The organism is Paucibacter sp. KBW04 (assembly GCF_003852425.1).
GTDB lineage: Bacteria > Pseudomonadota > Gammaproteobacteria > Burkholderiales > Burkholderiaceae_C > Paucibacter_A.
Genome location: NZ_QAJN01000018.1, coordinates 98,273 through 115,978, shown reverse-complemented (window position 1 = coordinate 115,978; position 17,706 = coordinate 98,273). Strand labels below are relative to the sequence as shown.

The 17,706-nt window shown below is 64.7% G+C and carries 16 protein-coding genes; 11 read left to right on the top strand and 5 right to left on the bottom strand.

Going from position 1 to position 17,706, the window contains the following annotated elements; genetic code table 11:
- Positions 1-20 precede the first annotated feature (20 nt).
- The 8 genes from DBR47_RS22010 (at position 21) to DBR47_RS21975 (ending at position 10,302) form a co-directional block, all read left to right on the top strand.
- The gene (locus DBR47_RS22010) at positions 21-905 is read left to right on the top strand and encodes a peptidyl-prolyl cis-trans isomerase (RefSeq protein ID WP_124454154.1); all 885 of its coding nucleotides are present in this window, start codon (positions 21-23) and stop codon (positions 903-905) included.
- Complete coding sequence (locus tag DBR47_RS22005; RefSeq protein WP_231512447.1) at positions 902-1,855, top strand: HupE/UreJ family protein; 954 nt, start codon at positions 902-904, stop codon at positions 1,853-1,855. Before DBR47_RS22010 ends, DBR47_RS22005 begins: the two co-directional genes overlap by 4 nt.
- A gap of 13 nt (positions 1,856-1,868) precedes the next feature.
- Positions 1,869-2,492, top strand: a complete 624-nt coding sequence (locus tag DBR47_RS22000; protein WP_124454152.1) for a putative 2OG-Fe(II) oxygenase — start codon at positions 1,869-1,871, stop codon at positions 2,490-2,492.
- A 230-nt stretch (positions 2,493-2,722) separates the two neighbouring features.
- On the top strand, positions 2,723-4,258 hold the full coding sequence (locus tag DBR47_RS21995) for an HD domain-containing phosphohydrolase (RefSeq protein ID WP_124454150.1): 1,536 nt from the start codon (positions 2,723-2,725) through the stop codon (positions 4,256-4,258).
- Positions 4,251-6,431 carry an ATP-binding protein gene (locus DBR47_RS21990; RefSeq protein WP_124454148.1) on the top strand — a complete coding sequence of 727 codons (2,181 nt, stop codon included), beginning with the start codon at positions 4,251-4,253 and terminating at the stop codon, positions 6,429-6,431. The genes DBR47_RS21995 and DBR47_RS21990 overlap by 8 nt, the downstream gene beginning before the upstream one ends.
- Positions 6,432-6,739: 308 nt before the next feature.
- Positions 6,740-7,465, top strand: coding sequence for a nucleotidyltransferase family protein (locus tag DBR47_RS21985; protein WP_124454146.1), 726 nt, complete (start codon positions 6,740-6,742; stop codon positions 7,463-7,465).
- Positions 7,466-7,527: 62 nt separating this feature from the next.
- A complete protein-coding gene (locus DBR47_RS21980; protein WP_197047221.1) occupies positions 7,528-9,513 on the top strand; it encodes a diguanylate cyclase domain-containing protein in 1,986 nt (661 codons plus the stop codon).
- 39 nt (positions 9,514-9,552) lie between these two features.
- Complete coding sequence (locus DBR47_RS21975) at positions 9,553-10,302, top strand: hypothetical protein (RefSeq protein WP_124454143.1); 750 nt, start codon at positions 9,553-9,555, stop codon at positions 10,300-10,302.
- A gap of 3 nt (positions 10,303-10,305) precedes the next feature.
- On the opposite strand, the gene DBR47_RS21970 is transcribed toward DBR47_RS21975, so the two are convergent.
- Positions 10,306-10,560, bottom strand: a complete 255-nt coding sequence (locus DBR47_RS21970; RefSeq protein ID WP_124454141.1) for a hypothetical protein — start codon at positions 10,558-10,560, stop codon at positions 10,306-10,308.
- 100 nt (positions 10,561-10,660) lie between these two features.
- Here DBR47_RS21970 and DBR47_RS21965 point away from each other — a divergent pair, with 100 nt between their 5' ends.
- The gene (locus DBR47_RS21965; protein ID WP_124454139.1) at positions 10,661-10,969 is read left to right on the top strand and encodes a hypothetical protein; all 309 of its coding nucleotides are present in this window, start codon (positions 10,661-10,663) and stop codon (positions 10,967-10,969) included.
- Between the two features lie 38 nt (positions 10,970-11,007).
- Here the strand turns inward: DBR47_RS21965 and DBR47_RS21960 are convergent, their stop codons facing one another.
- From DBR47_RS21960 to DBR47_RS21950, 3 genes are all read right to left on the bottom strand, one after another.
- On the bottom strand, positions 11,008-12,240 hold the full coding sequence (locus DBR47_RS21960; protein WP_197047220.1) for a cation:proton antiporter: 1,233 nt from the start codon (positions 12,238-12,240) through the stop codon (positions 11,008-11,010).
- 128 nt (positions 12,241-12,368) lie between these two features.
- Positions 12,369-12,776 (bottom strand): DUF1801 domain-containing protein, encoded by a 408-nt coding sequence (locus DBR47_RS21955; protein WP_124454134.1) that lies wholly within the window; start codon positions 12,774-12,776, stop codon positions 12,369-12,371.
- 244 nt (positions 12,777-13,020) lie between these two features.
- Positions 13,021-14,004, bottom strand: coding sequence for an aldo/keto reductase (locus DBR47_RS21950; protein ID WP_124454132.1), 984 nt, complete (start codon positions 14,002-14,004; stop codon positions 13,021-13,023).
- 291 nt (positions 14,005-14,295) lie between these two features.
- Here DBR47_RS21950 and DBR47_RS21940 point away from each other — a divergent pair, with 291 nt between their 5' ends.
- Positions 14,296-15,807, top strand: a complete 1,512-nt coding sequence (locus DBR47_RS21940) for a hypothetical protein (RefSeq protein ID WP_156089057.1) — start codon at positions 14,296-14,298, stop codon at positions 15,805-15,807.
- A 90-nt stretch (positions 15,808-15,897) separates the two neighbouring features.
- Positions 15,898-17,184, top strand: coding sequence for a 2-octaprenyl-6-methoxyphenyl hydroxylase (locus tag DBR47_RS21935; RefSeq protein WP_124454126.1), 1,287 nt, complete (start codon positions 15,898-15,900; stop codon positions 17,182-17,184).
- Positions 17,185-17,204: 20 nt separating this feature from the next.
- Here DBR47_RS21935 and DBR47_RS21930 read toward each other — a convergent pair whose 3' ends face one another.
- Positions 17,205-17,693 (bottom strand): DUF4124 domain-containing protein, encoded by a 489-nt coding sequence (locus DBR47_RS21930; protein ID WP_124454124.1) that lies wholly within the window; start codon positions 17,691-17,693, stop codon positions 17,205-17,207.
- Positions 17,694-17,706: the final 13 nt, after the last annotated feature.

The window sequence follows — 17,706 nt, the reverse complement described above, 5'->3', positions numbered from 1 at the left end:
ATCGTGCCCAAATCCGCCCCATGCCCACCCTCTCCAAGCCCCTGCCGTCCACCGGCCAGCCCAGCACTCAGCCCGCGCCGCTCGATGCGCGCAGCCAGCGCGGCGCCTGGTTGCGCGAACCTCTGCTGCACTTTCTGCTGCTGGGCGGTTTTCTCTTCGGCATCGACCATCTGCTGGTCGGCCGCGCGGACGATCCCCATCGCATCAGCGTCGGCGCCGAAGTCACCAAGGAGGCCACCGAACTCTTCCAGGCCTCACGCGGCCGCCCACCCACGACCGAGGAGCTCAAAGCCCTGCGCCAGGTCTGGCTGGACAACGAGGTGCTTTACCGCGAAGGCCTGGCCTTGCAGGTCGACCGGGGGGACAGCGCCATCCGCGAGCGCGTCATCTTCAAGGCCCTCAGCGTGGTGGACGCCAACACCAAGCTGCCCCCGGCCGATGAGAAAACCTTGCGCGACTGGTTTGAGGCCCATCGCAGCAAGTACGACGAACCGCCGCGTTTTGATTTTCAGGAGGCGGCCCTGAGCGGCAGAGAGGCCACGGAAGAAGCGACCGTGCGCGCCTTCGTCGCCGAGCTGAACGCCGGCACGCCGGGCGATGCCAAGGCCGGCCTGCGCATCTTCAAGAACCGGCCGCTGAGCAATCTGGAGCAAAGCTATGGCCCCGAGCTGGCCCCGGCGCTGCAAGCCGCCACGCCGGGCGAATGGCGGGCGCTCAAGACCAGCTCAGGCTGGCGCGCCATGCGCCTGGACGCCTTGATCGCACCCAAGCCGGCCGACTTCGCCACCCTGCGCAATATCGTCCAGCAGGACTGGACCGACGCCGTGCTGGCCGAGCAACGCACCGCCGCCGTGCGCGCACTGGCGAAGAAGTACAAGGTCGTGGACGAAAGCGCGCAGCCGTGAGCCTTTGGACAAAGTTCACCCTGGCCCTGCTGAGCCTGCTGGCCATGGCCGGCCCGCTGCAAGCGCACGAAATGAGCATGGCCGAGATGCAGCTGCGCGAGCTGGCGCGCGGCGAGTTCCTCTGGCAATGGACGGCCAGCGAGAAGCGCGCACCGGCCGAGGTGCTGAGCCCCATCTGGCCCGAGAGCTGCCAGGCCGAGCAAAACGTCTTGCACTGCGGCCCGGCCGGCCTGCAAGGCCAGCTGCAGATGGAAGGCGTGGGCAAGGCCTACTCCGCCGTGATGGTCAAGGTCTTCTGGCTGGACGGCCAAAGCCGCGTCTACACCCTCACCGCAGGCCAGCCCAGCGTGCATCTCTACGGCGCCGCCGATGACAAACGCGGCATGGGCGAGATCGCCCGCGCCTACACGGTGCTGGGCGTGGAGCACATCCTGAGCGGCAGCGACCATCTGCTCTTCGTCATCGCCATGCTGATGTTGGTGGGTTTCAATCGCCGCCTGCTCTGGACTCTCACCGCCTTCACCGCCGCCCACAGCATCACCCTGGCCAGCAGCGCCCTGGGCTGGCTGGTCCTGCGGCCGCCGCCGGTGGAGGCCGCCATTGCCCTGTCCATCGTGCTGGTCGCCGCCGAGGCCCTGCATCAGCGCCAGACCCTATCAAGGCGCTGGCCTGCCCTGGTGGCCTTTTTGTTCGGCCTGGTCCATGGCCTGGGCTTTGCCGGGGCGCTGAAGGAGATCGGCCTGCCCGAGCAACATCTGCTAGTGGCCTTGCTGACCTTCAACATCGGCGTGGAGATCGGCCAGCTGATGACGGTGGCCGCCGCCTTTGCGCTGTGGAAGCTGAGCGCTCGCTGGCCTGCCGCCAGTCGCCTGCGCCGTGGCCTGCTCTACAGCATTGGCGCCCTCGCCAGCTACTGGTCCTTGCTGCGCATCGCCAGCCTGTTTGCCTGAATCTGCACCCGCCATGGACGAAGTCATCAGCCTCTTCCCCACGCCATTTCTGCGCGCGCCCGCGGCCCTGCCGCCCCTGCTGGTGCAAGGCTTGCTGGAACACTTCAGCGCGGCGGCCTTGCAAGAGAACAATGCCTCGGCGAATCTCTCTCACACCCGCATGCTCAAGCCCAGCGACAGCCCCTTGCTGCTGGACGTGGCCAGCCTGATCACGCCAAAGCTCACCGAGTTCGGCGCGCTGATGTTTGGTGAACGCATGGGCTGGTCGCTCAAAGAAATGTGGGTCAATGTGCTGGACTCCGGCGGCCGCCAAGCGGTGCACAACCATGCCAATAGCTTTATCTCCGGCGTGGTTTATCTGACCCCCACCGACGAGTCCTCGCGCACGGTGTTCATGAAGTCGCCCGGCGGACACGACTTCTCTTTCAAGAACGACCATGCCGGCGTCGTCACCGGCCCCTTCAATGCCGACAAATGGATCAGCCCCATGCCCAGCCTAGGAGACATGGTGCTCTTCCCCAGTTATCTGATGCATGCCGTGCCGCCCAATGCCGGCGCCCGCCGCATCACCCTGGCCTTCAACGCCATCCCTCTGCGCCTCGATTCCTGGGGCTATACCGTCGGCTTCAGCGGCTGACAAGAGCAGCCGCGGCCGGCAGGCTGCAACAAGGCAGAACACCGTGACCATGCCCAGCCTGCAAGCGGGACCGCAAAGTTCTTCGCACCCTGTGCGGTTAATCACACAGTTAGCATGGCCTTGACTTCCCTTTCATCGGGAATGCGTTCAAGCTGGCTCCAAGCACGCAGCGATCGCCCCGGGCCAGTGCCCTGATACATGCCGGGCCTGGCGATCAAGGAGCCCCGAGCATGAGCGAGCACAACACAGAATTTGAACCGGCACCGGCCGAGGAGCAAGCGCCGCCGGTCATTCTTTTCGTCGATGACGAGCCCTCCATCCTCAGCGCCCTGCGCCGCCTGTTCAGGCCGCAAGGCTATCGGGTGTTGATGGCCGAGGGCGGCGCGGCCGGCCTGGCTTTGCTGGCGACCGAAGCCGTCGATTTGGTCGTCTCGGACATGCGCATGCCCGAAATGGACGGCGTGCAGTTCCTGGAGCAGGTGCGCGAACGCTATCCCCATATCGTGCGCATTCTGCTCACCGGCTATGCCGACATCACCTCCACCATAGGCGCCATCAACCGCGGCGAGATCCACCGCTATATCTGCAAGCCCTGGGACGATCAAGAGATGCTCCTAGCCGTCAGCGACGGCTTGAGGCGCCAACAGCTGGAACGCGAGAATGCCCGCCTGGTCGAGCTGACCCGCGAGCAGAACCAGCAGCTGCAAAACGTCAACCAGGCGCTAGAGAGCAGCAACAAGCAGCTGGAGGCGGCCAACGATCAGCTGGGCGAGGCCAATCTGCAGCTGGGCGGCGTCAACGAGGAGTTGGAACGTCGCGTCAAGGAACGCACCCAGGAGCTGGAGCAAGCAAATGGCAAGTTGGCCGCCATCAATGCCGAGATGGAGCTGGCCAACCAACGCCTCAACAGCGCCAATGCGCAGCTGGAAGAGAACTTCGCCCTGTCCATCAGCGTGTTCTCCGGCTTGCTGGAGCTGCGCGATGGCAGCGTGGCCGGCCACGGCCACCGCGTGGCCACGCTGGCGCGGCGTATCGCGGAAAACCTCAAGCTGGGCGAGAAGGAAGAGCAGGACGTCTACAACGCCGGCCTGCTGCACGAGGTCGGCAAGATCGGCCTGCCCGACGCCTTGATGAACAAAACCGTCTCGTTGATGGACGGGCGCGAGTTCGACCTCTACAAGCAGCACCCGGTCAAGGCCCAGGCGGCCCTGACCCCGCTGGGCCGTTTGCGCCAGACCGCCGTCATCATCCGCTCGCAACACGAGCGCGTGGATGGCAAAGGCTACCCCGATGGTTTGGCCGGTTATGAGGTGCCGCTGGGCTCGCAAATCATCAATGTGGCCAGCACCTACGAATCCTTGATCAGCGGCCGCCTGGCCGAAAAAGAGTTCTCCACGACCGAGGCGGTGGCCAGCATTCTGGAGGGCGCGGGCATCCGCTACGACGAGGATGTGGTCAAGGCCTTTGACGCGGTGCTGAAGGAGATCGCGCTGGAGTTGGAAGCCGATAACGAGGTCACTTCGGCGGGCCTCAAGCCCGGCATGGTTTTGTCGCGCCCCTTGCTCAGCCCGCAGGGCAGCGTGTTGCTGCCGGTGGGTTTCAGCTTCACCACCGGCTTGATCAAACAGGTCAAGGAGCTGGAGCAGCGTGACGGTCTGGAGCTGCACTTCTTCGTCAAACTGCCGGTGGACCCGCGCGCACCCAAGCGACCCGCCGCCACCCCGCCGCCACTCAAGCCCAGCGGCAGTCAGGTGCAACATGCTTGAGTTCGCCAGTACCGCCAGCCCGGCACCCCAGCCCGGCAACCGCTCGCCCTTGCAGGGCCTGCGACCCGATCAAGTGCTGGACGAGCAGCTCACCACCTTGCTGGAGGCCGTCAGCGCGCCGGTGCTGGTGCATGGGGGCGAACAGGTGCTGTTCGCCAACACCGCCATGCAACGCCTGCTGGGCTACCCCTTGAGCGACCTGCAAGCCATGCCGCATTACGCCTGGGCCACGCAGGACTTCATCGCCCCGCTCAAAGCCTATGGCGAGCGCTGCCTGCGCGAGACCGAGGCCTTGCCCACACTGGAATGTGAGGCCATGACGGCCAATGGCTCGACCCGCTATCTGGAGGTGACGGCCCGCCATAACGAGAGTGCTCAAGGCCCCCTGGTGCTGCTGACCTGCATGGACTTGAGCGATATCCGCCATGTGCAGATGAGCTTGCTGGATGTAGGCCGGGTGATGCAGCAGATCCTGGAGAACAACCCCGTGCCCACTTTGGTGCTGGACGCCAACTGCCGGGTCACCCACTGGAATAGCGGCTGCGTTCAGCTGACCGGTATTGAGGCCTTTGACATCATCGGCAGCACCGAAGCCTGGCGCGCCTTCTATCCCGAACCCCGCCCCTTGCTGGCCGAGATGCTGATCCACGAGGAGTTGCGCCCGCAGCTGCAAGCCTTGTACGGCGATGCGCTCAAGCCCTCCAGCCTGGTGCCCAAGGCTTTTGAGATGGAGCAGTTCTACCCCCATCTGCGCGGCACTGGGCGCTGGATCTTCTGCACCGCCGTGCCGCTCTTTGATGTGCAGGGCAAGACGGTGGGCGCCATCGCCTCCATGCAGGATGTGACCGAAAGACGCGGCGCCGAGGACGCCCTCAAGCGCCACCAGCAGGAGCTGGAGCGCCTGGTAGCCATACGCACGGCCGATGCGCTGAAAAGCCATCTGGAGCTGGACGCCTTTATGGAGAACGCCTCGGTGGGCATTCTCTGCACCAGCGGGCGGCAGATCCTGCGCGCCAACAAAAAGTTCGCCGAGGTCTTTGAGTTGGACGACGGTTCGGCCGTGGGCGAATACACCCGGCGCTTCTTCCCCGATCGCAAGGCCTATACCGATTTGATCCGCCAGACGATTCCCGTGCTCAAGCGCGGTGAGTCTCTGGCGCATGAGATGAGTTTGACCACCGCCAACGGCAACGAGATCTGGGTGCAGATGATCGCCTACACCTCAGACACCCAAGACCCCACCGCCTGCATCTGGTGGCTGCTGCAAGACCGCAGCGATGTGATGCGCGCGCAGATGGAGCTGGTGCGCAATTACGGCGAAATGAAGCAGGCCAATGCCCGCCTGGCCGAGGCGCAAAGCCAGCTGCTGCAGTCCGAGAAGCTGGCCTCCATCGGCCAGCTGGCGGCCGGTGTGGCGCATGAGATCAACAATCCGGTGGGCTTTGTGTCCTCCAACCTCAGCACCATGCGGCGCTATATGGAGTCCATGCTGCAGCTGATCGGTCTGTTTGAATGCGTCACCATCGAGCAGCTACCGCCGCAAGTCCACGGCCAGATCAAGCAGCTGCGCAAGGCCGCCGACTTCGACTTCATCCACGAAGACCTGCCCCTGCTGCTGCAGGAGAGCGAAGACGGGCTGAACCGCGTCAAAAAGATCGTGCAGGATTTGAAGGACTTCAGCCGCGTAGACCAAAGCGACTGGCAGGACGCCGACATCAACAAGGGCCTGGAGTCCACCCTCAACGTCGTGATGAACGAGGTCAAGTACAAGGCCGAGATCAAGCGCGACTACGGCCAGCTGCCGGCGGTGCGCTGCCTGGCGGCCCAGCTCAACCAGGTCTTTATGAACCTGATCGTCAACGCCAGTCACGCCATCGAGCAGCGCGGCGAAATCACCTTGCAAACCCGCTGCGAGGGCGGCGACTGGGTCTGCATCAGCGTCATCGACAACGGCAGCGGCATGCCGCCCGAGGTGCAGCGTCGCATCTTCGACCCCTTCTTCACCACCAAGGCGGTGGGCAAGGGCACGGGCCTGGGCCTGTCCCTGTCCTTCTCCATCGTCAAAAAACATGGCGGCCGTATCGAGGTGGAGTCCACCCCCGGCAAAGGCACTTGCTTCAAGGTATGGATCCCGGTGCGCGGGCCGGAGGCCGGCGAAGCCAAGAGCGGCTAACAAAACTCTCCTGGCTGCGTTGTGTTGCCTTGCCCTACTTTTTGTACTGTCTGCGACAACACGCCTTGCCAGGACCGCTTCGCTGAGCTTTGTTAGCCGCTCTAAAACCTAGGGAAGCTCTGCACAAATCAGGCCGGCCCGGGATAGCGCGGACTCGGGCGGTCTGCTGCGTTGCAGTTCTCGCCAATAGCTAGGGCCATTGGCTTCAGACTGCGCCTTGCATCCCATCCCGATCCGCAAACCCGACCTCGCCCCGATTTATGCAGAGCTTCCCTAGGCATGGCGCTCGCGCCTTTTACACTGGCGCCATGCGAGCCATCATCCTCGCGGCCGGGCGCGGTGAGCGCATGCGGCCGCTCACCGACCACACCCCCAAACCCCTGCTGCCCGTGCACGGCCGGCCCTTGATCGAATGGCATATCGAGGCCCTGGCCGCCGCTGGCGTGCGCGACATCGTCATCAACACCGCCTGGCTCAGCGAGCAGTTTCCGCTGGCCCTGGGCGACGGCAGCCGCTTCGCCGCCCGCTGGCCGGGCCTGCGCCTGCATTACAGCGATGAATCGGGCGAACCGGCCGGGGCGCTGGAAACCGCCGGCGGCATCCGCCGTGCGCTCGATTTGCTGACGGCCGAGGGCGACGGCGCCTTCTGGGTGGTGTCCGGCGACGTTTACATCCCCGACTTCCGCTTTGACCCAGATCAAGCCCAGGCCTTTGCCCAAGGGCCGCTGGATGCCCAGCTCTGGCTGGCGCCCAACAGCCCCCACCACCCCAAGGGCGACTTCGGCATCAGCCCGGCGGGCCTGGCCAGCAATGACACGGAGCCGCGCTACACCTGGGCCAGCGTCGGCCTGTTCAAGGCCGCCCCCTTCGCCGGCCTGCCCCTGGGCCAGAAGGCCGCGCTGCGGCCCCTGCTGGAAGACGGCATCCGCCGCCAGTCCATCTCCGCCAGCCTCTACCTCGGAACCTGGGTCGATGTCGGCACCCCGCAACGCTGGGCCGCCTTGCAGGGGCCATCTGCTGACAAATCGGATTAGTCGGCCTCGCCATCGGCCTCGGCTCGGCCAGAATGGGCGCGCATCCTCATGAATGGGCGTCCATGGCGGCAGTTCTTCCTCCTCGCAAGAAGACTCTTCGCGCGGTCCCGCGTTGGCTTGGGCTGGCCGCCGCATTCGGTTTGATGGCCTTGGGCCTGGCGGGCTGGCAAGCCATTGCCACGGCCAAACTGCCGCCCTATGCCGCCGGGCTGCAAGTCCTGCTGCTGGGCGGCCTCTGCCTCAGCCTCGGCGGTCTGTGGCAAGCCTGGCGGCAGAAGCTGGCAGCCTCCGAGCGCTACCAGCAAGGCGTGCAACAAATCCTGGGCGAAGCCATCGAGGCCATGCCGGCCGGCTTTGAACTCTGGGACAAGCGCGACCGCCTGGTCATCTGCAACCAGCGCCTGCGCGAGCAATACCCCAGCCTGGCCGATCAATTGCTGCCCGGCGCCAAGCTGGAAGATCTGCTGCGTCAATCCCTGCAAAGCGGCGCCATCCAGGCCGCCATCGGCAATGAAACCAGCTGGTTAGAGCAGCGCCTGGCCCGCCGCGGCCACCAGGAGCAGCCCGTGGTGGAGGAGTACGGCGGCCGCTGGACCCATATCCACGAACGCCGCACCCCCTCGGGCTTCACCGTGGGCATACGTCTGGATGTGACCGAGCTGATCCAAACCCAGCAAGCCCTGGCCGAGGCCAAGGCCCAGGCCCAGCACGACCGCCAGCTGCTGGAGCGGGCCATCGACGCCATGCCCGCCGGCATCGAGATCTACGACGAACACGACCGCCTGGTGATGGTCAACCAACGCCTGGCCAACTGGCAGCCGCATCTGTACCGGGCGGGCGCCTACGGCCAGACCTTTGAGTCCTTGCAGCGCTCGGCCCAGCAGGCCGACCAGCTGCCCCAGGAGGCCCTGGGCCGCGAGGACGAGTGGCTGACCCAGCGCCTCGCCCTTCGCGCACAAAACGGTGATAGGCAAGACCTGACCCTGCTCAGCCAGATGCCCGGCGGCCTCTGGCTCAAGACCTCGCAGACCCGCACGCCCGAGGGTTTTGTGCTGATGGTGCATCAAGACGTCAGCGATCTGATCCACAAGGAGCAGGCACTCAAAGCCAGCCAGGCCCAGCTGCAAGCCATCATCGGCACGGCGGGCGTGGCCATACTGACCATAGACGGCGGCGGCCGCATCCTCAGCTGCAATCTGGCGGTGGAGCGGCTGTTCGGCTATGCCCGCGCCGAGATGCTGGGCCACAACGTCAGCATGCTGATGCCCGAGAAAGAACGCCAGGGTCACGACGAATACCTGCGCCGCTTTGCCCATGGCCAAGGCGGCCGCCTGATGGGCCAGCCGCGCGAGCTGCAGGCACGGCATCGCAATGGCCTGATCCTGACGGTGCAGCTGTCCGTCTCCGAAGTGCCGGAGCAGGCGGAAAAGCTGTTTGTCGGCGTGATCTCGGACCTGACCGATCGCAAGCAGTTCGAGCAGGAGTTGCAACGCGTCAACGAGCAGCTGCTGCGCCTGTCCACCACCGATGCCCTCACCGAGCTGGCCAACCGCCGCCTGCTGATGCAGCGCCTGGAGGAAGAGTGGCGGCGCGGCCTGCGCAGCAATCAGCCGCTGAGCCTGCTGCTGATCGATGTGGACTACTTCAAGCTCTACAACGACCACTACGGCCACCAGGCCGGCGACACCTGTTTGCTGACCGTCGCCCATGTCTTGCGCAATGCCGCCAACCGGCCCGGCGATCTGGTGGCCCGCTACGGCGGCGAGGAGTTCGTCATCCTGCTGGCCCAGACCGACGAGCAAGGCATGCAGGCCGTGGCGGCGCGCTTTCGCGAGTTATTGGCCGCGGCCAATATCGAGCACAAGGGCTCTCCCTTGCGCCCCAGCGTCACCGCCAGCATCGGCATGTGCAGCTGCCCGCCCACCCCAGGCACCTTCTCCTCGCAATGGCTGGCCCTGGCCGACCGTGCGCTCTACCAGGCCAAGGCCCAGGGCAGGGACCGCGCCGTCTCGGCGCTGGATTTGATGCACGATCAAGAAGAAAGCTAACGTCGCAATTAGGCGGCAAATTTGCGCCATGATGGGCACATGAAATCCCTTACTCAAGTCAAAACCAAAGCAAGTCTGCTCAATGCGCTTGCCGCACTGCTGATCCTCTCTTCCGGCAGCAGCCAGGCCCAGAACACCGCAAACCAGAGCGCCACCCTCAAGCCCAAAGCAGCCGAGCCCGCTGCGGAGTGGGTGGGGCACTACTATTTGAAAGGCCAGATGGAGATGGGCTCCGAGCTGCTCTTGCGCGCCGACGGAAGCTTTGCCTGGATGATCAGCTACGGCGCGATGGACCAACAAGCCCAGGGCCGCTGGACGCTCAAAGATCAAACCATCACCCTGACCAGCGCCAAGCCCAGCCAAGCGCCGAAGTTCCGTCTGTTCGAGGAAGACGAGCTGAGAATTCGCAAACCTGCCGCCGAGGGGACTTGGGTCGCTATCGTCGGCAAACCCCAGGTCGGCCCGGCCGCGAATATGGAGGTGATGTTTCAGGCTCGCTCCGGCAAGACAGCCACGGCCGTGACCGACCGCCGTGGTGACGCCACCGTGGCCATGGCGGCGGATGAAGCCTGGGTTCGCGTCGGCCTGCGCCCCAAGGGCCAGCAGAGCGACTGGCAATGGCTGGATGTGCCCGCCCAACGCGCGCAAGCTCGCATCGCCGCCTTCGCCATCGACGACGAGCGCTACATCATCCCCGTGGGCTTTGAACGCATGGAACTGCGGCCTGTTGGGCCCAAGACCTTGCGCACGGAAAGCCTCGGGTTTCCGATGACGTATAGCAAGGAGTAGGCCTCACGCGCTCTTGCGCTTGAAGGCCTGGGCCAGCAACTGCTCCAACACCTTGAGATCCACCTCCGCCACGCCCTCAGCTTCGAGCTGGAAGATCGCTACATGCTCCGCCCCCAATGGGGCCTCAAAGCCTTCGCCGGATTGAGCTGCCGGTTTGGTGACGGCCAAGCCTGAAATGCAGAGCATCTGTATCCGATGATTAAACCCAAGGAAAACCTTTTTGGTCAGCGCAGAATTTGCCCAGGGCAAGAGCGGCAATCGCGGCTTCTATCTGCGCTTCGGCCACCCCTTCTGAGCCCCGCCACCCGCCAGCCGTTTGGCCCACCCTTGTTTCAATCCACGATTGGGAGAATCTGCGATGCACACTGCCTTTGAACGAACTGTTTTAGCTGGCCTGCTCGCGCTGCTGACCCTCGGGTCCACAGCCGCGGCCGCCAAGAGTTGCAAGGAAGAAATCGAAGAGACGCGCCAAACCATTCAAGATCACAAGGACGACTACACCCTGGGGGCGCGCAACAAAGCCTTGGCCCACCTCGTGCAGGCCGAGGCCAAGTTGGTCGACCTCAACCCCCTGCCCGATATGGACTGCTACGCCATGGTTAGAAAGGCCAAGGCCGATTTGCGGCAAGGCAAGAAGAAAAACGCGAAGAAGGATAAGAAAGACTGAGAACCCTCCGGCCGGGCAAGGCGCTCGTCTGCGGGCGCCTACAAACCGTCCTGGTCGGTGTAGGGAGAGGCATGCTTGGCCACAGGCTGGGGCTGCTTAAAGACCTTGCGCAAGGCAAACGAAGCCAGGCGGGGCAGCAAGACCACGGACAGCACCCCCGCCATAACGAGCGCCCCCGCCTCAGCGGAATTCATGCGCCCGCTCTCGCGCGCGATGCCGGTCATGGCCACGATCAGGGACAGCGTGGTGGCGGACAACAAGCTCAAGCCCAAGGCCTCGCGCGCAGGCATGCGGCGCAGCCCAAGCAAAAACATGGGCAGATGGGCCAGCAACAAGCCGGCCAGGCACAGGCCGGTCAAGCGCCAACCGGAAGCACTGCCGAGAACGGCGGCAACATCCAGCTTGACCCCGCTGCAGACGAAGAAGATCGGCACCAAGAAGCCAAAGCCGATGCCATCGAGCTTCTCCTGCAAAAGATGCGTCGGCGAGTCCTGGGTCAACACCCGAACAATCATGCCCGCCGCCAACGCCCCCAGGGCCAAATCGATTTCAAAGGACTCGGCCAGATAGGCCAGCAAGCACAGCAGCAGCATGGCGATGCGCACAGGCAATTGACTGGACTGCGTGAGCGCGCGTTGCAAGGCCTGGAGATAACGCGGTATGCGCACGCGCCGCGCCAGCGCCCAGGCCAGCAGCAAGACCAGCAGCAAGAAGGCCAGCACCAGCAGGCTTTGCTGGCCGGCGCCAAAGCGGGTCGAGAGCAGCACCGACATCAACAAGATGGGCCCCAGCTCCCCCACCACGCCAGCGGCCATGACCTGCCGGCCGAAGAAGCTGTCCAGCACCTCGGCATCGCGCAGCATGGGCACCAGAATGCCCAAGGCCGTGCTGGAAAACGCAAGGCCGACCACCAGGGCCGCGGTGCTGCCCGAGAGCCAGCCCTCTTGCAAGCCCAGCCAGGCCAGGCCCATGCCCAGCCCCAAGCTCAGCAGCCAGGCCGAGAGCGCCCCGCGCAAAGGCCGGCCCTGAATGGCGGGCAGATCGATCTCGCAGCCGGCCAGGAAGAACAGCATGGCCATCCCCAGTCCTGCCATGGCTTCGAGGGTGCTGTTGATCTCCACCCAGGCCAGCACCTGCGGGCCGAGCAAGACACCCAAGGCCAACTCGATCACGACCGCTGGCAGACCCAGTTTGCGCAGCCGCATGCCCAGAACAGGGGCCACAGCGGCCGCGGAAAAAACAAGCAGGGTCGGCAGGGCGGCAATGGACATGGGGTGGGTGGCGCTAAGCGTGGTGTGGCGGGCCATCCTAACGGCAGCCTCGCCCAGAAAGTGCGTGCGGATGAAGCTGTTTGCCTCAAACCCGGCTGTGGACGATGCCCTGCAGCCCGGAGTCGGCCTCAGTTGCTCTTGCGCTTGAAGGCCTGGGCCAGCAACTGCTCCAGCACCTTGAGGTCCACCTCCGCCAGGCGGCGGATATAGAGGCAGCCCTTGCCGCGCTTGTGATAGCCCAGCTGAGCGAGCAAGGCCTCGGCCTGCTCGCTGTCGGCCACGCCGTAAATCGAGATGTCCGATTTGCGGGAGGAAAAACCCACCGCGCAAATCTCACCCTGCTTGCCACCGGCAAGCGGGTATTTGTGCAGGCCGAAACCCACGATGGCCGAGCCCCACATCACGGCAGGCGCCTTCGTCGCCTTGCTCATCAGCGCGAGCAAGGCGGCGCAATCTTGGCGCCTTGCTTCATCGGCAATCGTGGCCAGATAGGCCTGGGGGTCGGCGGCGGTGGCTTGGGTTTTGTTCTCGGCCATGGGGGGAGCCTCTTCTCTTGTTGAGCCCAACTGAAGGAATAGATTCTGCCCCCGCACTCTGGGTCTGATCTACGCACAAACTTGGGATGGGTTCCCAACATCCTGCAGTCGAACCAGTTCGTCCAAGGCCCGACGCGAGAACTCCTGAAGCGGGTTACTCAACACGAAGCGCCAGCGCTTCCGATGAAGTCATCCCCGCCTCTTCAAATCAAGCGGCCCGAGCTGTACTCAGGCCGCACCTCGCTTACTTCACCAAACCCTGCGTCGCCGCATCAATCCGTTCCAACACCTCGGGCGTCAGCTTGGGCGTCAGGGCCAGGGCGCCCAGGTTGTCCGTCAGCTGAGCCGCCTTGCTGGCGCCCAGGATCACGGTGGACACATGCGGGTTCTTATTGGCCCAGGCAATCGCCAGCTGCGCCACATTACCGCCCAGCTCAGCGGCGATGCCTTCCAGCTTGGCCACGGCCGCGTTGCGGGCGGGGTCCAGCAGGCCGTCGCGCAGGAAGGCCATGTTTTCCATCGCGCCACGGCTGCCGGCCGGGGCCTGGCCGCTCTTGTACTTGCCGGTCAGCAGGCCGGAGGCCAGCGGGCTCCAGGTCGTCAGACCCAGGCCGATGTCTTCGTACAGGCGGGCGTATTCGTTCTCGACGCGGCGGCGGTGCAGCAGGTTGTACTGCGGCTGCTCCATCACGGGCTTGTGCAGGTGGTGGCGCTCGGCAATCTCCCAGGCGGCGCGGATGTCAGCGGCCGACCATTCGCTGGTGCCCCAGTACAGCGCCTTGCCCTGGGTGATCATGTCGCTCATCGCGCGCACGGTTTCTTCAATCGGCGTATGCGGGTCGGGGCGGTGGCAGTAGACGAGGTCGATGAAGTCCAGCTGCAGGCGCGAGAGCGAGCCGTCGATGGCCTGCATCAGGTATTTGCGGTTCAGCGTGTCCTTGCGATTGACGCGATTGCCCTCAAAGGCCAGGCCCCAGTAAAACTTGGTGGAGACGATGTAGTTCAGGCGCGGCCACTTCAAGGCCTTGAAGGCCTCGCCCATCACCAGCTCGCTGTGGCCGTTGGCATAGACCTCGGCGTTGTCGAAGAAGTTCACGCCGGCATCGAAGGCCTGGGCCAGCATCTCGGTGGCGGCCCGGGTGTCCACCTGGTTGTGATACGTGATCCAGGAGCCCAGCGACAGCTCGGAGACTTGCAGGCCGCTGCGGCCCAAACGACGGTATTGCATAGGAGGCATCCTCTTGTGGCTTGGCAATTCATAAGCCTAACCGAGTGAGCTGCGCTGCGCTGGCGCCGCCGCGACAAGACCGTTCCCAGCGCCCCGGCAATGTGTGCGCACATCGCACGAGCAAATTTTCACTGCTGCGTCAATGCCGAATTCAGGGCAAACCCCTGAAGTCCAGACAAGGCCGCTTCCTAGAATCCCGCGCTTTCGTCATCAGAGAAAGGCTGGAAGGCAAGAATGAATCAGGCGATCGAAGCGGGCCCGGGCACCGGGCAAACGGGCGGACTCACGGCAATGCGTGCAGCCCCCTTGTGGATCAGCGCTGCACTCAGCCTCGCCCTGACGGGCTGCGGAGGAGGCGGCGGCGGAAGTTCGAGCGCCAGCCCCGCACCCACACCCGCCCCCATCCCTGCTCCGGCCCCACCGCCACCGCCTCCGCCGCCATCGCCTGCACCGCTTAGCGTGCAAAACGGCAAGGTCATTGACGGTTATGTCAGCGGCGCCACCGTGTGGCTGGACATTAACGGCAACCACCGCAAGGATGCGGACGAGCCCTCCACCTTGTCCAAAGCCGCCGGCGCCTACCAGCTTGAATTGAACGAGGCGCAGCGCGCCTGCCTGCCCTATGCAACGCTGTATGTGGACGTTCCCGTCGGCGCGGTGGACGAGGACAGCGGCCCCGTCAAAGAGGCCTATCAAATGGCTGTCCCGCCACAGCTGCAGACCCTCAGCGTCGACCAGGTGCTGCACATCTCGCCGCTGACCACCGCCATCTGGGACCAGGTGCGCAGCCGTTTGAGCGATGCTTCCGGGCAAATGAACAGCTGCGAGCAGCTCAAGGCCGATCAGCGCCTGCGCGAGAACATGGTCTATGAAATCAAGACCGTGATGGGTGAATTGGTGCTGCGACACAATTTGTCTGAGGCTCGCATCTACGCCGACTTCATTCAGGCCAAAGACAGCCAAAGCTACCAAGTGGCCCAGGACATCGTCAAAGGCCTGAAAGCCGGCTATGCCCACAAGCAGACCCTGCATGCCCTCTACCCCGACGCCAGCTTTGTGCGCTCCGAGGTCTACCGTGGCCGAGGCACCGGCCCAACCGATCTGCCCGGCACCTGGTATCGATCCTCCTCGGTGTGGCGGCCCTCGGGCTACACCCATGAGCGCGTGATCCTGGCGGATGACCTCAGCAAAACCGCCCGCGTGTTGATGCTGCGCAGCCAGGACGAACAAGCCTGGGGCAAGGCCAAGCTCAAGACCACACGCACCGCCTACAACTGGGGCGAGGCCGAGCGACCCTACCTCTGCGTGTTGGACGAGGCGGTGGAGCAGGAGAAAGACGGCGCCAGCTTTGAGCTGGTGGTTCACTACGACGACCCCAAGACCGAGACCGACCCCCTGGCCTGCATGGGCGCCACCCATGCCCAACCCGGCAGCACCACCTCGCGCGAGTACTACGTGAACTACCGCGTGGGCATGGTGTCCTACACCAGCAATCTGCGCTTTGAGCCGCAGCATGCCGAGCACCAGTGGCTCAAGGACTGGCACCACCTGCAGGGCAAGAGCGGGCAACTCGACTTCAGCCCCGTGCTGGAACGCATCGCCGCCAGCGGCTACCGCTTCGAGGAGCCCGTCAAGATCGACACCTACAGCTGGTACAAGCGCTCAACCGACGACAGCCAGCTGCGCGTCATCCTCGAAAAAGACTCTGCCAACAACTGGGTCAAGACGCGCACACAAACCGACGGCACCACGATCAAGGAATGCTCGAAGGACGGCGTGAACTGGGGCAACTGCAGCCCCTGAGCCCCCAAGGCCTTGGCCGCTATAGTGAAGGACGAGCAAGCCCGCCACGGCGGGCCTGCACTTTTTTGCAGTCGCCCTCTTCCTTCGCCCATGTTCACCCTGCACGACACCGACGCCAATGCCTCAGAGCTGAATCTGGCCGTCGTCGGCGCCGGCCCCGCCGGCCTCGCCCTGGCCCTGCTGGCCGCCCAATTGCTGCCGCAGGCACGCATCAGCCTGTTTGACGCCCGCCCGCTGGAACGCGATGTTTCGGGTGACCCACGCACCCTGGCGCTTTCGCTGGGCAGCGTGCAACTGCTGCAACGCTTGGGGCTATGGGACGCCAACCTGGCCCAGCCGATTCAGCAAGTCAGCGTCAGCCAGGCCCCGCCCACCTTGCAGCACCCGGTCTTCGGCGCCAGCCAAGAGCCCGAGGTGCGCATCAGCGCGGCCGAGCAAGGCGTGCCCCAGCTGGGCGCCGTGCTCAGCTACGGCCAGCTGGTCGCTCCGCTGCAAGCCGCCTGGCTCGCCCGCGTGGCGGCCGAGCCGCAGCGCCTAACGAACCGGTTCGGCGCGCCGGTGCAGGCCATCAAGCCCCTGGGCGAGGCCGGGGTCGAAGTGGATGCAGGCATCGCCGAACGCTATGACCTCGCCGTGGTGGCCGAGGGCGGCGTCTTCGCGACCCAAGCCCGCAAGGCCATCACGCAAGACTACCAACAGAACGCCTGGGTCGGCACCCTCACCCTGGCAGAGGACAGCCCGGCCGGCGTGGCCTATGAGCGCTTCACCCGCAACGGCCCGCTGGCCCTGCTGCCTCTGCGCCCGCAAGCCGACGCTAACGGCAAACTGCAGCGGCGCGCAGCCCTGGTCTGGTGTGTGCCGCAGGCCGAGGACGAAGTAGCCGGCCTGACGGATGCGCAACGCCTGCTGGTGATCCAACAACTGCTGCCCGCAGCGGTCGGCCCGCTGCAAGCCATCAGCCCGCTCAAATGCTTTGCCCTGGGCCTGAACGCCGAGCGCACCCTGGTGGACGGCTGCACCGTGCGCATTGGCAACGCCGCGCAGACCCTGCACCCGGTGGCCGGCCAAGGCCTCAACCTCGGCCTGCGCGACGCGTTTGCGCTGGTGGACGCACTGCGCCGCGCCAGCGAAAGCGGCATGAACGGAGAGGCCATTCAAAACAAGGCCGCCCTGGTCAAAGCCGCGCTCAAGCGCGTGGAATGGAGCCGCGCCCCCGACCGCTGGAGCACGATAGTCGCCACCGATTTCCTCGCCAAGACCTTCGCCTGGCGCTGGCCTGGATTGCCCATGGCCCGTGGCCTAGCCCTTGCCGCTTTGCAGGCGATGCCGCCGGTGAAGAAGGCGCTGGCGAAGGGGATGATGTTTGGGCGGCGCTGAGTCAACTTTGCACGGCCGCGCTAGCAACGAAGCTCTTGAAACCGCGCGCGCATCTTGAAAAGAGCGATTTGGACATTGACCCTGTTCTGGCCACTCGACCCGCGCTCCAGGCCCTCAGCTTCGGCCATGCGGCGGTCTAAGCCTTTGCATTCCGCCTTCACCGCCGCCGGCAAATAGACCCTCCGTTTCTCAACTTCAAACTGCGCCGGGTTCATGCCAGTGATGGGCTTGACCGCCTCGGCGAGCATTTCGTTCTGCCGTTCCTGAACGACGTCGCGCCCCAGGCGCTCAGTGCCGCTTGATTTATTCAGGCCGCGAGTCGGCTCCAGATCGACGCGCTTTGCACCCACGCAAGGTGCGTCCGAATAACTGATCTTGCCGCCGTTCTCACATTTGTAGGCCGTACGGCTGGCAGGCGGTAGGCCGCCTGTTTGAGCCCAAGCCGAGGCACTGGCAAGGTTCAGCAGGAGCAGCAAACTCAGGATTTGGGGGGATGCGTTGATGTTCATTCTTTGGATTTCT

Excerpts from the sequence above, each read along its gene's own strand:
- DBR47_RS22000 (WP_124454152.1), top strand. The coding sequence starts at position 1,869 with ATGGACGAAGTCATCAGCCTCTTCCCCACGCCATTTCTGCGCGCGCCC.
- DBR47_RS21960 (WP_197047220.1), bottom strand. The coding sequence starts at position 12,240 with ATGTCCATTGCCGCCCTGCCGACCCTGCTTGTTTTTTCCGCGGCCGCT.
- DBR47_RS21950 (WP_124454132.1), bottom strand. The coding sequence starts at position 14,004 with ATGCAATACCGTCGTTTGGGCCGCAGCGGCCTGCAAGTCTCCGAGCTG.
- DBR47_RS21940 (WP_156089057.1), top strand. The coding sequence starts at position 14,296 with ATGCGTGCAGCCCCCTTGTGGATCAGCGCTGCACTCAGCCTCGCCCTG.
- DBR47_RS21995 (WP_124454150.1), top strand. The coding sequence starts at position 2,723 with ATGAGCGAGCACAACACAGAATTTGAACCGGCACCGGCCGAGGAGCAA.
- DBR47_RS21930 (WP_124454124.1), bottom strand. The coding sequence starts at position 17,693 with ATGAACATCAACGCATCCCCCCAAATCCTGAGTTTGCTGCTCCTGCTG.
- DBR47_RS22010 (WP_124454154.1), top strand. The coding sequence starts at position 21 with ATGCCCACCCTCTCCAAGCCCCTGCCGTCCACCGGCCAGCCCAGCACT.
- DBR47_RS21965 (WP_124454139.1), top strand. The coding sequence starts at position 10,661 with ATGCACACTGCCTTTGAACGAACTGTTTTAGCTGGCCTGCTCGCGCTG.
- DBR47_RS21980 (WP_197047221.1), top strand. The coding sequence starts at position 7,528 with ATGGCGGCAGTTCTTCCTCCTCGCAAGAAGACTCTTCGCGCGGTCCCG.
- DBR47_RS21990 (WP_124454148.1), top strand. The coding sequence starts at position 4,251 with ATGCTTGAGTTCGCCAGTACCGCCAGCCCGGCACCCCAGCCCGGCAAC.
- DBR47_RS21985 (WP_124454146.1), top strand. The coding sequence starts at position 6,740 with ATGCGAGCCATCATCCTCGCGGCCGGGCGCGGTGAGCGCATGCGGCCG.
- DBR47_RS21935 (WP_124454126.1), top strand. The coding sequence starts at position 15,898 with ATGTTCACCCTGCACGACACCGACGCCAATGCCTCAGAGCTGAATCTG.
- DBR47_RS21955 (WP_124454134.1), bottom strand. The coding sequence starts at position 12,776 with ATGGCCGAGAACAAAACCCAAGCCACCGCCGCCGACCCCCAGGCCTAT.
- DBR47_RS21975 (WP_124454143.1), top strand. The coding sequence starts at position 9,553 with ATGAAATCCCTTACTCAAGTCAAAACCAAAGCAAGTCTGCTCAATGCG.